Raw genomic sequence first — 13,968 nt, 5'->3', positions numbered from 1 at the left:
GGCAGCCTACAAGTTGTGCGAGATGGAGGAAGTCTGGGCCTGCGCCGAAGGAACCACGGCCTTGGGAAGCTCCAGCTTTGGAACCATTGCCTCGGCTTCTTTGATCGGAGCGCCTTTGCTTGATGCGGCATTCCCGGGGTCGCTGCCGGACTCCGCGGTCGAATGCGCGGCAGGTGGACCGGCCACGGGTACCGGCGCGAGAGGGTTGAACCACATCTTGTGGGGAGGAATCACGCGCGGGATTAGGGCCTCTGCCACCTTGGGGAGGCTCATGGGCGGGAATGAAAAGCGTGAGACGTAGTTGTTGATCTTCACGAAGGTATGGAGGTCGGGCAGACCTTCCACCTCAGACTTCATCACCAGCGGCTCGATCTGCCGGTCAAGGGTGAAGCTCTTGCCCTGGCGCTTGCCATCCGCAACCGTCTCTCGGACGCGCTCGATCTCGACCTCGCCGATCATTTCCGCTGCCCACTTCGCCGCGTTCGGCTCGGCGGTGCGGAGGATGAATTTGGTAGTCGGTTGCGAAAGCATCACCTCGGCAAGATGACCGTAGATGGTTTCAAGCTGTGCCTTGCCCTGGTAGCCAAAGACGATAGGGTTATCGCTCTTACGGCCCTTGGTCAGCGCCGTATGGAACTGCGGAAGACGCTGGAGGCTGGCCAGCTCGTCGATCACCAGCCATACCTTTTTCTGTTCCGGCTTCGGCTTGGTCAGAAGACGCAACACAAGCAGATCAATCCAGAGCGAATGCAATGGACGAAGCGCCTCCTGCTCGGCTTCCGTGGATGTGAGGAAGATCCAGCCCTCACGCTTTTCGGCCCATTCCGTCGCGCACCACTCCCGGCCCTGGGCTTCTTCGCGGGTAGGCAGGAGACGCAAGCTGTCGGCCACAAGGCCGAGCGAGCCAAGTACACCACTCCGCTGCTGGGGCGCATCCTTGGGAGCGAAGTTCGCAAGCTCGGTGCCTTTCAAACGCCGATCGATCTCATCCTCGTCCGACATCCACGCAACCAATTCTTCGGGTGAAGGCTTGTACTTCAGGAGATGGGCGAAGATCTTCTGCGGCGTATCCGTAAAGAACTCGCCCCGCTTGTCCTCTCGCGGCTGGTACATGGAAGCCGCGATAGTCCGCGCCTCGGCGGGGTTCCGCAGTTCGCTCGATGGCGTCCAATAAGGCGCCCGTGAGTCCAGCGGATTCAGAATCAGGTCCTTCCTGCTCTCTCTGTAAAAGCTCTCCGTGAACTCGCCTGCCGGGTCATAGACGATGGCAATTTCACCCCGGTCGGCGACCTGCTGGAGGAGCTGTTTTATCAGTGTGGACTTGCCGGTCCCGGTGTCGCCCATGATCTGAATGTGCTTCGCTTCCGCGCTTCTGGGGATGCGGAGCTGTATTGGCTTGCGGAGATACCACGGCCTTTTAGAAGTCTCAATGGCCAAGCCATCGGCCTTCAGCGCTTTGTTGAACTCGGACGGGGAAACCATCACCGGCCCCTTCAGGTGGCGTCCGTACTTCAACTCGCGGAACCGTTTCACATCGGCGCGTCCGGCGAACGCGAGAGCGACCACCAGGACCAGAAGACCTTCTCCTAACGAGGTTGCGTAGATATCGAGCAACCCTTGCCCATCAAAATACACGCTGCGAAGCCACCGGCTCAGCGCGACGTCGTTGTAGTCCTTCTCCGGCCCTCGATAGAAAACCGTGTACCCCTGATTCCGTGTTGCCTCCGACAATTCAGCAGGAAAGACAGCACCGGTGGGCAGCTTGGTTTCGCCGGGAACGAAGTCGGCTGGCAGGGCCAGTCGGGGAGCGGCTTTGCCGCCCCCGACATACAGCAGTCGATACTTGCCATGCTGCTTGAACGTCGCACCGATGAGCGACTGTATATAGGTCGGGGTATATGTCCGGCGCAACGGCGTCTCCGTGAAGCGGAGAAACTGCCACACGAAAAACAGCGTTGCGAAAACACCCAACGCCAACGCGCTGAAGGTATAGACAGGAGCGTGCGGCGGCCAAACAATGGTCTCTTTGCGACCCCACTGCTGATTGCTATTCATTGTGCTACCTCCGTTCTGGCGTACTGTTGCATGACTTCAACTGCGGCCTTGTGCTTGCTGGAACGAATGCCTTGCAACTCGGTCTGGAACGCCTGCGGTGTCATCACCTCGCCGCAAGCCACATTCCGCAAAGTTGAGTTGAGGAGCTGACGGATAGCCACGATCTCAGTAAAGATCGGCGTGATGGTCTCGCCTCTGGCCGCTGCTAGAAGCACCTCACGGCACCACTCGCTGAGGCTCTGACCTCTTTGCATGGCCGCCGCTTCCATCTCGTTCTGCTCGTCGCGCGTGACCTTGGCTGTGGCACTGATCGTCCGACCGGTCCTGCCTTTGGACCGGCGAATCCGCGTCTCTAAATTGAGATGGGAACCTTGGGTTTCCGCTTCCATGCCGTCTACTCCGAAGTTGCTTATAGGAGCCTTGCGGTCTCCTATAAGCAACCAGATTTATGTAACTTGCTTGTTTGCAGAGAGGTCGCCTATAGGCTCCCTATTGCTCATTTCGCGACACCCTGGAAGGGATGGAGTGTCAATCTTCTTCCGGTGCGCAGCACCGTAGTGGCTCTGCCACTGCTTTAGCAGTGGGATCATGCCTTCGATCCCGCCACGAATGCAGGTGCTTGTGCTGGCGATGATGCAGCGGATACCGGCTTCTTTGCGGGCGGCTCCGCTGCATCGGTGGCAGGCGCTCTTCGGATGCGAAGCGTCGAAGAAGCCTGCTTGGCTTGTGGCGTCTTCAGGAAGTCCTGAAAGTCCCGATCTTTCGAGAAGACATAGGCAAGCGCCTGCTCCACGACATCATCCGCAGATGCGTGGATGAAAGCGGCGTACTGATCGACCTGCGTAGCGGTTGAGTCAGTGAGCCTGATAGAGGCGCTGACCTGGCGGGTTTGGATAACTTCGAGTAGTGGCATTGTTGCTCTCCTTTGGGTGATAAAGTCAGGCGACCTTGCTGCGTGCAATCATGCGCTGGGCCGTGGCCGCAATCTCCCGCGCACGAGCGGAGCAAAGTGCTGCGGGAATCTCAGGCTGTCTGCGCCTCTCTAGCATGGCGATCACGTCCGCGATGGATCTGCCTTCCATCAGCCAGAGACGGGCCGAAGCCATGTCCACGGTGCGCTGGGCATAATAGGTGGGATTGGGCTTGTCGGAGCGCCGCGAAGCCAGCTCCAGAGTGAGCGTCACGGCGTCTTTGCCGTGGGCAAGGTCGCGCACGATCCAAGCCCAATCATGCTCGGAGTTGGTCTGCATATCGCGGCGTACGGGCTGTTTCGGGATCGGCGGAATCAAGCAGGCTTCGCGAAGGACATACAGGTGAAAGTCATCCGGCTGGTAGGTCGCATCGGAGAGGTACTCGACGGTGATGAGCTGCGCGGGATCGTACTTGCAATTCTTGAATCCGGGGATACGAAGAACCCGGTTGCAGTCGGTGCAGGAGATGTCGCCGTGGAATGCCATCGCGAGGAGTTTGAGTGTCATCTCCTGCGTGTAGAAGTCGAATTCCTCCACGCGCCACAAGACCTGGTATTTGGCTGCCGATGTGGAGACGATCACATTCGGCTCCGGCACGAGCTCGGAAGCCCGGAGCGCAGCGAGCCGGGCTTCTCCGTTCACGTCGATGTCGATGTACAGGTGGCGAATGGAAGCGATGCAGTCCTTGGTGCGCTTCCGGCTGCCGTAGAGCAGCGGATTGGCCGCCACATAGATATTCGCTCCATAGTGGTTTTCATGAGCGAGCCATCCACGGTAACGGGGCGCGAGCGCACGTTCCAAAGGAACAATGCGTTGCTGTGTCTTTGCGGTGCTCTCGTTGCGAAGCAAGAGAGCGATCGTGTCACCCGGAGCGAAGCAACGGGTAAGAAAGTCCTGAGCTGTTCCATTCATCTCGATACCTCCAATCCGACCTGCACTGCGAGCGCGATGCCACGGGCCTTTAGCAGCCGAAGAAGCCCGGCTGGATGCCGGACTCTTCGGAGAGAAGGAAGGGCCTATGCGGCCTCTTCCTCGGTGGATTCGTCCTCGTCTTCCGCTGCCGCTTTGGCGGCACGGTCCAGCTTGAGAATCGAGTTGACCCGAATCTCCCAGACCGTCACTTCCGTGCCGGTCTTCGTGCTGTCGTACTTGCGGCTGCGCAGCTCGCCCTCGACCTGGATATGAGCGCCCTTCTTGAGCGTGGCGGCGAACTCTCCGAGCTTGCCGAAGACTACGCAACGGTGCCATTCGGTGTGCTCGATGTACTTGCCGTCCTTCTTGTAGGAGGACTTGGTTGCCAGCGAGAGAGTGGTAAGGCTGCGGTCGTTGTTGGTGCGAACTTCTGCATCAGCGCCGGTGAATCCGATGAGGGTGACTTTGTTTGAGTACATGGTGGTGATCTCCGTTTCGTTGAATTTCCCGTATCCTGCTCGGGTCACACTTGGCAAAGCCAGCGAGTGGGCCCGGCTCCCAAGTGCCAAGGAGTGCTTTCTTGGTGGGGCCCGAAAGAAGTTTGCGCGGTGTCTTTTGCCGCGGCTCTCAAACTTCTTTTGGGAGGAACCGAGACCCCGCAGGGGCGACATAGTCGAAGCAGAACGACGCCGAGCCGCAGGGCGCCGGTTTGGCCCCGAAGCGTGACCCCGAGCAGAGGACGGGATACGAGGCGGAAGGCTCCCCGATGCACCGAAGTCAAACTCTCGATCTCGGCGGTGGATGTTCGCCCAAACCGCAGTTCTATTCCGAGCGGCAAAGACTCCATAGAAGGACAGCCCAGAGCACCCTCCCTTGCGCTCTCGGCTACGCCGGAACGCCACGCTGGGCGCTTTTAGAGACGAGTTGGGCTGTGCAGCCAATTTGGCAGCATGACGGTACATCGAAGTGACCTCGATTCGGGTTCGGTTCTCTAGCTGTATGCCTGTCGATCAGGCGGCGGAAGCACGATAGATGTCCTCCGTCTGGAAGCTCTGGTCCGCGTGGGTGTATCCGGTGACGCTAATCAGCTCGCGCACCCGGCGACGGCCCGTGGCATCGCGCTCGCAGTACAGAACGAAGTCAATGGCCTCCGCTGTCTCCGAGCGAATGAACGCGTGATTCAAATTGGCCCGCGCACTCAGGGCCAAATCCGACAGCCTATTCAGGGCGTCCCATGCCGACTTTGCATGGATGGTAGATAGGGTTCCACCATGCCCGGTGTTCATGGCTTGCAGCAGGTCATAGCCGCACTCATCACGTATCTCTCCCATGATGATGCGGTCGGGACGATGACGCAAAGCGGCGGCGAGAAGCTGGCTCGGTGTGATGGCAACCTGACCCGGAATCGCCTCAACAGCCTCCCAGCGAACCGCGTTGGCGTGATTCACTTTCAATTCGGCTGGCTGCTCGATGACCACGAGACGTTCATGCTGCGGAACATGGTCAAGCAGCGCCTTCATTAAGGTCGTCTTCCCCGAACTGGTTCCACCGCTGATGATCCCGTTCTTTCGTTCATTGATAAAGCCGATTACTTTGTCGCGAACCGGCTCTGGCAAACTGCCAGCGGCGATCAACTCATCGGAGGTGTACCAGCGGTTGAATTTGCGGATGGTGAGTGTCGGCCCATTGATGGAGGATGGAGCACCCACAACCGCGACACGCGAGCCGTCCGGCAAGCGTGTATTCAGAATCGGATTTTGCGCCGTGAGATCTTGTCCAAGGATGCGCGCCACACGCTCGATCGCCGCCTGCAGCCGGTCATTGGTATATGGCGTTGAAAGAGGAATACGCTCGATGACGCCGTTCCGATCCGCATAGACGCCAGTCGTGCCATTGACCATCAGATCGGAGATGGAAGGGTCAAGCAAAAGCGCACGCAACTCCTCGGGGAAGAACGGAAGAATGAGGTGGTAGCTCATCGCGTCCCCCCTGTCGCAGGTATTGTCGGGAGTGCCGGCAACGCCGCATTCACTCCTGGCCCAACGGGATCGACGGAAAGACGATTCTCGTGGAACTCCGTGATGGTCAATCCGAGCGGGTTGATCGTCTCGAACTGCGGGAAGATGCGGGCCTGGTCGCTCACCTGCTTGGGGTTCAGATAATAGGTAATACTCAGCATCCAATGCTCTGTCCGGGGCTCACGGGAGTTCTGCGCAGAGTAGAACCTGTCAATGGCTACAAGGGCCGTTCCACGGGCGATTCGGGTACCCTGAACAGTCTCATCTGACATCGACGTGATGGTGACGTTCTTCACCTGCACATCGCTTGTCTCGACCTGGCCGGCCACCACCTGTGAGACAAGATGATTCGCGTTGTCTGCGGTCATCAATTGCGAGGCCAGCGTCTGGGACAGAAAGTAGTAGTTGAGCGGGTACTTCTTCGCGATCGTGTCCCGGCCAATGGTGTAGCGGTAATTGGCCCAATCCGTGAGGTACGTCCGCACCTCGCCTTCGCGCGGACTGTAGTTGAGGTCGCTGTATTGGATGGCCTGGGCGCGGCCCATCTCGTCGATGCGGATGTAGCGATTCGCAATCGGACGGTGTGCCAGAGAGAAGTTCAGCCACATCGAACCAAGCAACACAACCGTTCCGCAACCGATGACAAGACGGTGGGCTTTGCGCTCCGCATAGTGTGAGGCATAGACCTCATTCCCGATATGGTCGGTGAGCAGGGCTTGCTCCGGCGTGAGCGCGCTATCAATGGGTGCTGTGTGTGTGGACATGAGGATCTTGACTCCTTTCCGAGACGGCGTGGAAGACGACATAGGCGTAGATGAATCCGCAGACGATCACGCCTATCAAGAAAAGCCACAGGAGGGGTCGAACGATGCGCCAAATGCCTGTAGCTCTACCGAAGAAATAACCGAAGAGAAAGTCCCACATATTCTTATGCGCCTCCTGCTCGAACTGCGATTGTGGCGAGTCCTCCGGCAACGTCCGAAGCCCTCGATGCCAGTCCTGCCGCGCCGCCAAAGATGGCTTGCGTCATGCTCGGAATGAACAGCATATTAATGATGAAAGCGACGAAGACCATTAAGCAAGGGATCAAATTGGCAATCCACATATCCATCGAATAATTGCCGTTGAAGGTCTGCTGAAGGAATCCGTTCATGAATCCGGCCCACACATAGATGAAAGCGGCTGCAACAGCGCGAATCATGGCGAAGCTGATGAGCACATCAAGGAAGTGAAAGAACTTCGCCTTGAAGGTCTGTGTCATGAGCAACGGCACAAAGACAGGGCCAAAGAGTGCTGTCACACCGTAGAGGATGAAGGCGCTGCAATTGATGACGAACAAGATGGCCGATGCCAAACCGAGCATGATCTGTACGAGGACATAGCAGAGGATCTGAACGGGTGCGGTGAAGGACGGCATCGACGTTCCATCGCCAGCGTTTTTGAGAAGCTGAAGCAACTGGTCAAGCGAGTGCTGATCGAAGGCCGCGACCATCGCCTGTGCGATGTAGCTAAAGAAGTGATTGATGCCGAAGCTGGCACCGGGAAACGGATTCACCCAATAGTTCAGCAGCAAGCTGCACACGATGAGCTTGAGCAGAAAGTGGGTAAGGTCGCCCGCACGCACGGGATGGTGATGCAGCCGGAACGTCATCGTGCTGGTGTTCCAGTTGATGACCATGTTCACAAGGGTGAAGAGAGAGATGCAGCTCAGCTCCGTCCAACCGAACTGGGTCAACGCGCCGCCATTCTGCGTGGTGAGGTTGGTTAGATTGTTGGTGAACTGGTTGAGCCAGTCCATGCCCGACGATGCGGACGGCAGTGCTTGTGCGAGGACGGCGATGCTCATATCGGTCTCCGGTGAAATCAGGGGATATAGCTCTTCCAGGTCTTGCCTTCGTTACCAGCGGCGGAATTATGCCGCTTCTTGTCCTGCTCTACCTTGTTGCGAAATGCTTCATCCTGCCGCGCGCTCTCCTCTGCATCGTGCTGTTGCCGTTGAAGGATGGCGGCGGCCTTGTGAGCCTCGTGACTCTGGTAAATCACGGCGCTGCCGATGGCCGTCAGCGCCGCAAGGATGGCAAGTAGGATCTTGGTGTTGATCGCTTTCAGCATCGCGTCTCCGAGTCAGGGAAGATAGGTCTGCCAAGTGTTGCTTTCGTTCGCCGCACTCACGTTGTTGGTCGAACGTTGCTGCTGAACGAACGCGGCGGTGTTGAGATCTTGCGCCGCAGCGTTCCTGCGTTCCATGTTCGTGACGGTCATCTGAGAAGCAAGGCAGGCTTGCAAGACACCCTGCGACTGCATCTCCGACATCTTCTGGGCTTCGGCAGCATTCAGGAGGTTGAGCTGCTCGACTTCAGTGTTGGTGCCATCGCTGCCGTCGAGCTGCTGCGAGGCGAGCGTGTTGTTTGCGGTAACGTTCTGTGTCCTCGCGCCCCTGTACTGGCCGACTGCGGTAAGGCAATCGGGAGAGATGGAGTCCGACGCCTCGATCATGGCAAGTTGCGAGAGCTGTGCGCTCCCCGGCGTCTGTCCTTGAAGGTAGGTGGTCGTGTTCCCGCCTACCTTGATCGTTCCGGCAGTCCAGGCCGTGGACGATGCGCTGGGCGAGTTCGTATTGAGCGCGATGCTCATGCCGCTCGTCTCGCCAAACATATTCGCGACGTTGGCGTTCTTCATAGCGTTCAAGGTTGTCTGCCACTGCTGCTTGAGCGAGAAGTGCGTCACGTTGTTCTTGAGCATCTTGTATTGCGTCTCCAGCGTCGTGAGCTGCGAGACGAGACTGGCGTAGCTGGTCGGGTCGAAGACGATGTCGCCGATCCCGAACAGAGCGAAACTGGGCGTCGCGGTCAACAGGAGCAGACCGCCGGTTAGAAGATACTTGTTGCGTTTGGTCATCACGAGTTTCATACAGCCTCCTTTAGGTCAAAAAGCTAGAAGCACTGCGGGCAGGTGGGGTCCAACCTGTCCATGGAAAAGTGACGGATGTCAGTCACGATCTTGCAAGGAAACTCCGTCACGGTCTCAACGGTCTGGATAAACCAATCGAAGGTGCTGGCTATAGAGCTACGTCCGACAGGCGAGAGGAGAAGAGTGACAGCCAGGATGGATGTAACAACTGGCAAGATCGACCGGCTGTGTGTCTTAGTCGTGAGTATGGTCATACGGCTCCCCTCTCTCAAAAGAGCGTTTACATCGTTGGATCAACGCGATGCTCTGCGTAGGACGGGATGAGGATGTCGCGCCCAACGTATACGCGGGCACGGGAACCCTCCTTGAGCGTGATGACAGGCAGGCGATTCAGGAAGTGGTTCAACACCTGCTCACCCTCGGTGGCCGACTGCTCGGAAATTCCACTGCGTATCTGCGATGACGCTGTAAGGACACTTCCGTTGTTTCCGATCTGCGCCAAGCCACCTAAACCGCCCACGGCAGCCGCCGCGCCAAACGCCATCAGGTAGCCGTGGTCTACCTTCGTTGCGAGGCCGGTCGTGCCAAGGGGATCAAGGCCAATGTACTTATCGAAGTCAAGCGAGAACCCATCGGGACAAACGGCGCGATGGAAGGTGACGAACATCTTGCGCTGCTGAGCATTGCCCACGCTCTGCACTGTGCCTATCAGGCGAGTACCCTGCGGCATCAGAAGCTGCTGATGGTCGTGCGAGTAGTAGTCCGTGGTGAGCATGACCAGGATCGGGCCGCTCAGCCCACCGTCGATGTGGTTGGTGACTACTCCTTCAAATACTGTGCCCTCGAAGACGCGATAGAGACGGCCTTGATAGCTATCGAAGTCGTATCCGGCCATCGCGTCGGTCTTGGAAGCAGCTTTGGCCTGTTGCGCGGAGGGAACCTGCGCAACACCGGGCTTGTCACTCGCGCCACTGGGAGATGGACTGCTGGAAATCTCCGTGACCGCCTGGGGATGGGCCTCCTCACGCTCCCCCAATACAGCCGTTGCCGTCTGGGACGGGACGGCGGCACCGGCACCGGGCGCTGCGTCCGCATGGGCGAAGTCGATAGCGACCGTATCGCTATTGATAGCGTCCTGCGCTTGTTTTTCCTTCGCTAACTGTTTTTGCTTGGCCTCCGCTTGAGCCTGCGAGATGTTCGAGGTGTGTTGCGGTGCATTCGGGCTATTGCCATAGATCGCATCGCGTTGCGCTGCCGTCATTGGCTGTGTGCCTGCTGCCTCTGGACCGGGGATACTCTGTTCGGCCCGGAGCTGCTGCATGGCAGCGGCCAACTCCTGCTGATGCTGCCGCTCCTCGGCGTCCCGTTGTGCCTGCACCTGCTGCTGCGTCGAAAAACTGTTTACTTGTTGAGCATTCGGTGAAGCTGGGCGCATGGTCATCGCGCTTGCAGGTGCTGCTTTCTTGTTGCCGCTCAACAGGCTCGACACATTAGCAACGCCAATGAGAGCAATGATGACTACGAGGACGATCACCACCGGCATACCCTTCTTGAGTGGTGACTTCGCTTCCGGCTGCTCAGGGACGGTTGCGGGCGGGTTCTGATTAGGGTCAGTCATGGCTAGTTCGCCCCTCCCACGCGGTGAAAGTCCACCTTCTGTTTACCGATGGCGAGATAGCCGTTGTCCAACTGCTTCGGTACGGTGTACAGGCCATTGCTGAAATCGAAGTTGATGAGCGAGCCCTTCTTGTCCTTGACTTCATACAAGGCAGGCGTCTCCTGGAACTGACCGCGCAGGTAGGTGAATTTCTCGTCGCGCCATATCTGCTGGAGGCCAAGAGCCTTACCCTTCGATTGATCCCATGTGTAATCAAAGTGGAGGTTGCTGGGATATTGGCTCCGATATTGCTCGGCCTTCGTCTCTTCGGCCTTCAGCTCTGCTGCCTGGGCAGCTTTGGCGGTAGCGGCCTCCTGCTTGGCCTTATCCAGTTCTGCGGCAGGTACAAACACTGGAAGTTGTGTCAGCCTATCTCTTGCCGCCTGGTCGCCGGGAGCGATGAAGACCTTGGAATCGAAGTGAGTGTCAGGCTCGCTGGAGATTTCATGGAGCTGCAAGGTGTACTCGTTCCCGTGGTCGGAGACGATGTGAATGTCCGTCGATGCGTTGGCAACCTTTGGCTTGACGCTGATAAAGCGGCTGGCCACATGGCCTCCGTCAAAGACCCAATCGACAGTGTCACCGGCAAAGACATTGGCGACCTTCTCCTCTGCGGGAAGGACGATCAGTGTCGATTGCAGCAGGCCGGCGCGAATCACAGGAGGCGTGTCCGCCTCGGACACGGTGACGGTGCGAGGCGCATTCGGTTGGAGAGGATAGGGATCGGCGGCATGGCACTGGGCAGAGGCCAGCGCGAGTCCGGCGGAGACGACGATGGGGATAAGTGGTTTCATAGCACTGGCCTTTCTGGTTTGGGAATCGGTTACACAGACTCTCCCTGGGCAAAGCGATCGATGCCCTCGGTGAGTCCATACTTTTCGATCAGCTTCGACCGGCGCACCCGGTCCTTCGGCTTGGTGGAGAACGTGGCGTAGCTACGCTTATCGAGGTTCAACGTCACGACCTTGATAATGCCGTCGCGCCGCATATACAGCGCCTCGCGGTCCTGCAAGCTCTCGAATAGCGCAATCTGCTGTTCGTTCATCTTGAACAGCTCGGCATACCGCTTCCGGTTGAACGTCGCGTCTTTCAGGAACAGGAACGATGTGCAGGAATTGACGATGCTGTCGGCGTTGGCACCCAGGTCGTCGGCGGACTGACCGATCATAGTGACGCCGCCAAGGTTCTTGCGAACGGTCTTGATCGAAGCAAGCGCCCCGTCAAGCAATTGCTTGTTCTTCATCGAAGAGAAGATCTCTTCGATGAGGATGTGTTTGGGAACGCCCAGATTGGCGGGGTTGTAGAGAACGTCATTGATACGCCGGAGGAGCCATACCATCAGCGGCTCGATCAGGTCGGCATACTGCTCGTTGTTCACGCCCTGGAAGTCGAAGCATTGCAGACGCGACAGCGAGAGGCTGTCTTCGACGTTGTCGAAGACGGCGTTATAGATGCCTTTCCCAACCCACTTCGACAGATAACGGTCGAGTTTCTTCGGCAGAAACAGATTGGACAGACGGCGGTTCTCTGGGTCGAGCAGGTACATATCCTGCACGGCCTTATGGATCACATCGTCGTCTTCCGGCTCCAGCTCCGCGCCGCCATTGGTGAGCAGGAGTTTGATAAACGAGTAGAGAAACTTGATATTGCTTTCGGTCGGCTCCAGGGCGAACGGATTCACTCGCGGCCCGTCTTTGCCCACACGATCAACCTTGCCGCCGTACAGCTCCACCACGCTTTCATAGCTGCCGCCGATGTCGAAGATGTAGGTAAACCCGCCGTATTTCTGTTCCAGTGCGACGGTGGCGTTACCCACCACACTTTTTCCTGACCCTGTAGGACCGATGATGAGCATGACCCTCACGCCGTCCACATAAACGTCCTGGAAGAACGGCGTTCGGGTGCGGGTCTCGAAGATATTGAGGTACTCGTTGTCGAGGTCTTCCGAGTGGGGATGGCCGATGTGCGGAGCGAACACAGAAGAGAGTCGCGCGTGATGGTCCTCCGCGAGCCACAGCGGAAAGACATTGAACTTGTGATTGCCGGGGAACATCGCGTAGAAGGCTGAGAGAGTGCCCAGTGTCTCTTCCATCACCTGCGCTCGTGCATCGACGAAGATGCGATGCACGGCGGGGACGGTGTTGCGAAGCTGCTCCTGGTTGCGGGCTGCCAGCAGGAGCCGCAGCGAGTATTCCCCTTGGGCCTTCTTATCGAGCGAGCGGATGACTTCGCTCAGGTCATCGACATTGTTGTTGGCGGCCTTCGCGCCAGCGCCGGTTTCGAGCGACGCGGTGTCGCGCCCGCTCATCACGCGGGTCAGTACGCCGACTTTGAAGAACGAGATGAACTTCTCTTGCGCGTCGATCTCGCTGCGGGCGGAAGAGGTAGACTTCACCCTCCATGTCGAGCACAGAACACTATCGCAATCGAGCCTCAGCAGACCGGAGAAGAGGCACGGCCTCGACGCCTCCGGTGTGGTCTTCAGCGAGAACATCTGCACATGGCGCTTGCCTATCTGGAGGTAATCGCTATGCCATGCAACCGGAGTCTTCACGATCTGCCGGTCCACGCCAGTATCGCTGCGCAGTTGGTCACGCTCTGCCCACTCCTCAAGGTTGAACAAATAGCTGAAGAACTGGAAGGTTTCGTCCTTACCCAGAAGCCGCAAGCCAATGGCGCTGCCAAGATGACTCTGAAGAATGGTTGCGGTCTTTTCAAGGTCTGCTAGCATTCGCGACGTGTCGGCGGCATTCTCCTGCGGTTTGCGCTCGAAGGCTTTCACCTTCGACGGCTCCAGCGTGAGACACCAGTGCAGGTCGATACGGCGGAAGCCCGCAGTGTTCTCAAGGAACGTGAGACGGTCGCTCGCGAACACCTCCGTGGCGGGGTTCGCGTACTTGGCCTGACGCGGAAGATCGAACCCCGACATCACACGGGTGTATTGATAAAGGCACGAGCCTTCGGGCAGGCCGCGCAACGAGCCTTCGATGGAGCGCATTCGCGACTCAAGCTCCTGGTCGGTCAAGCCCTCTTCGTCGATGCCGGTGAGAGCGAACAGGCATCCGTAACCGCCGCCCTTGAGGGCGAAGATGTCTGGCCCGACAAAGCGCGCAATCGGAACGATGCTGCACGCCGCTCCTGCCTTGGCGAACCACGGAGTATGTTTGAGCTGCTCAGTGTTTACGCGGGTCATAATAGCTCTTCTGGTTGAGGCTGAGGCCCCACAGTTGGAACATCTTCGGGTGTTTACGGACGATGAGCCATGCGCCGACCGCAAGCGTCGGGAAGGCCAACATCGCCAACAGGCGGAAACCAACGAGGAAAACCGTTACGCAGACGAATACGATCGCCATCCATGCTGTAAGATCGAGACCAAGCTTGGCCCTCGGTCGATTCAGCGCTTGATTGATTGGTAACGGCTCTCCCCGCTTGGTCATGGGCGCAC

At 58.1% G+C, this 13,968-nt stretch carries 15 protein-coding genes; all 15 read right to left on the bottom strand.

Going from position 1 to position 13,968, the window contains the following annotated elements; translation table 11 throughout:
- Window positions 1-6 precede the first annotated feature (6 nt).
- The 15 genes from VO84_RS16200 to VO84_RS16130 all read right to left on the bottom strand — a co-directional run bounded on the left by VO84_RS16200 (window position 7) and on the right by VO84_RS16130 (window position 13,960).
- Entirely contained in the window at window positions 7-2,055 is a 2,049-nt protein-coding gene (locus VO84_RS16200) for a type IV secretion system DNA-binding domain-containing protein (RefSeq protein WP_058188596.1), read from the bottom strand.
- Window positions 2,052-2,444 carry a hypothetical protein gene (locus VO84_RS16195; RefSeq protein ID WP_058188595.1) on the bottom strand — a complete coding sequence of 131 codons (393 nt, stop codon included), beginning with the start codon at window positions 2,442-2,444 and terminating at the stop codon, window positions 2,052-2,054. Before VO84_RS16195 ends, VO84_RS16200 begins: the two co-directional genes overlap by 4 nt.
- A 197-nt stretch (window positions 2,445-2,641) precedes the next feature.
- Window positions 2,642-2,968 (bottom strand): hypothetical protein, encoded by a 327-nt coding sequence (locus VO84_RS16190; RefSeq protein ID WP_058188594.1) that lies wholly within the window; start codon window positions 2,966-2,968, stop codon window positions 2,642-2,644.
- A 25-nt stretch (window positions 2,969-2,993) separates the two neighbouring features.
- Window positions 2,994-3,938 (bottom strand): DNA-primase RepB domain-containing protein, encoded by a 945-nt coding sequence (locus VO84_RS16185; RefSeq protein WP_058188593.1) that lies wholly within the window; start codon window positions 3,936-3,938, stop codon window positions 2,994-2,996.
- A gap of 104 nt (window positions 3,939-4,042) precedes the next feature.
- Entirely contained in the window at window positions 4,043-4,417 is a 375-nt protein-coding gene (locus VO84_RS16180) for a single-stranded DNA-binding protein (RefSeq protein WP_058188592.1), read from the bottom strand.
- 531 nt (window positions 4,418-4,948) lie between these two features.
- On the bottom strand, window positions 4,949-5,917 hold the full coding sequence (locus tag VO84_RS16175) for a CpaF family protein (protein WP_058188591.1): 969 nt from the start codon (window positions 5,915-5,917) through the stop codon (window positions 4,949-4,951).
- Window positions 5,914-6,720, bottom strand: a complete 807-nt coding sequence (locus VO84_RS16170; protein WP_058188590.1) for a VirB8/TrbF family protein — start codon at window positions 6,718-6,720, stop codon at window positions 5,914-5,916. Before VO84_RS16170 ends, VO84_RS16175 begins: the two co-directional genes overlap by 4 nt.
- A gap of 164 nt (window positions 6,721-6,884) precedes the next feature.
- The gene (locus tag VO84_RS16165) at window positions 6,885-7,802 is read right to left on the bottom strand and encodes a type IV secretion system protein (RefSeq protein ID WP_058188589.1); all 918 of its coding nucleotides are present in this window, start codon (window positions 7,800-7,802) and stop codon (window positions 6,885-6,887) included.
- Between the two features lie 17 nt (window positions 7,803-7,819).
- Window positions 7,820-8,068 (bottom strand): hypothetical protein, encoded by a 249-nt coding sequence (locus VO84_RS16160; RefSeq protein ID WP_058188588.1) that lies wholly within the window; start codon window positions 8,066-8,068, stop codon window positions 7,820-7,822.
- 12 nt (window positions 8,069-8,080) lie between these two features.
- Window positions 8,081-8,866, bottom strand: a complete 786-nt coding sequence (locus tag VO84_RS16155; RefSeq protein WP_058188587.1) for a hypothetical protein — start codon at window positions 8,864-8,866, stop codon at window positions 8,081-8,083.
- Window positions 8,867-8,889: 23 nt separating this feature from the next.
- Entirely contained in the window at window positions 8,890-9,120 is a 231-nt protein-coding gene (locus tag VO84_RS16150; RefSeq protein WP_058188586.1) for a hypothetical protein, read from the bottom strand.
- A 26-nt stretch (window positions 9,121-9,146) separates the two neighbouring features.
- Window positions 9,147-10,484, bottom strand: a complete 1,338-nt coding sequence (locus tag VO84_RS16145) for a TrbI/VirB10 family protein (protein WP_058188585.1) — start codon at window positions 10,482-10,484, stop codon at window positions 9,147-9,149.
- 2 nt (window positions 10,485-10,486) lie between these two features.
- Complete coding sequence (locus tag VO84_RS16140; RefSeq protein ID WP_058188584.1) at window positions 10,487-11,317, bottom strand: TrbG/VirB9 family P-type conjugative transfer protein; 831 nt, start codon at window positions 11,315-11,317, stop codon at window positions 10,487-10,489.
- Between the two features lie 29 nt (window positions 11,318-11,346).
- Window positions 11,347-13,716, bottom strand: coding sequence for a VirB4 family type IV secretion system protein (locus tag VO84_RS16135; RefSeq protein ID WP_058188583.1), 2,370 nt, complete (start codon window positions 13,714-13,716; stop codon window positions 11,347-11,349).
- A complete protein-coding gene (locus VO84_RS16130) occupies window positions 13,697-13,960 on the bottom strand; it encodes a VirB3 family type IV secretion system protein (RefSeq protein ID WP_058188582.1) in 264 nt (87 codons plus the stop codon). The genes VO84_RS16135 and VO84_RS16130 overlap by 20 nt, the downstream gene beginning before the upstream one ends.
- Window positions 13,961-13,968: the final 8 nt, after the last annotated feature.

The organism is Occallatibacter gabretensis (genome assembly GCF_001449115.1).
In the GTDB taxonomy this organism is placed as follows: Bacteria; Acidobacteriota; Terriglobia; order Terriglobales; family Acidobacteriaceae; genus Telmatobacter; species Telmatobacter gabretensis.
This window is presented reverse-complemented; position numbering and strand designations above follow the sequence as displayed.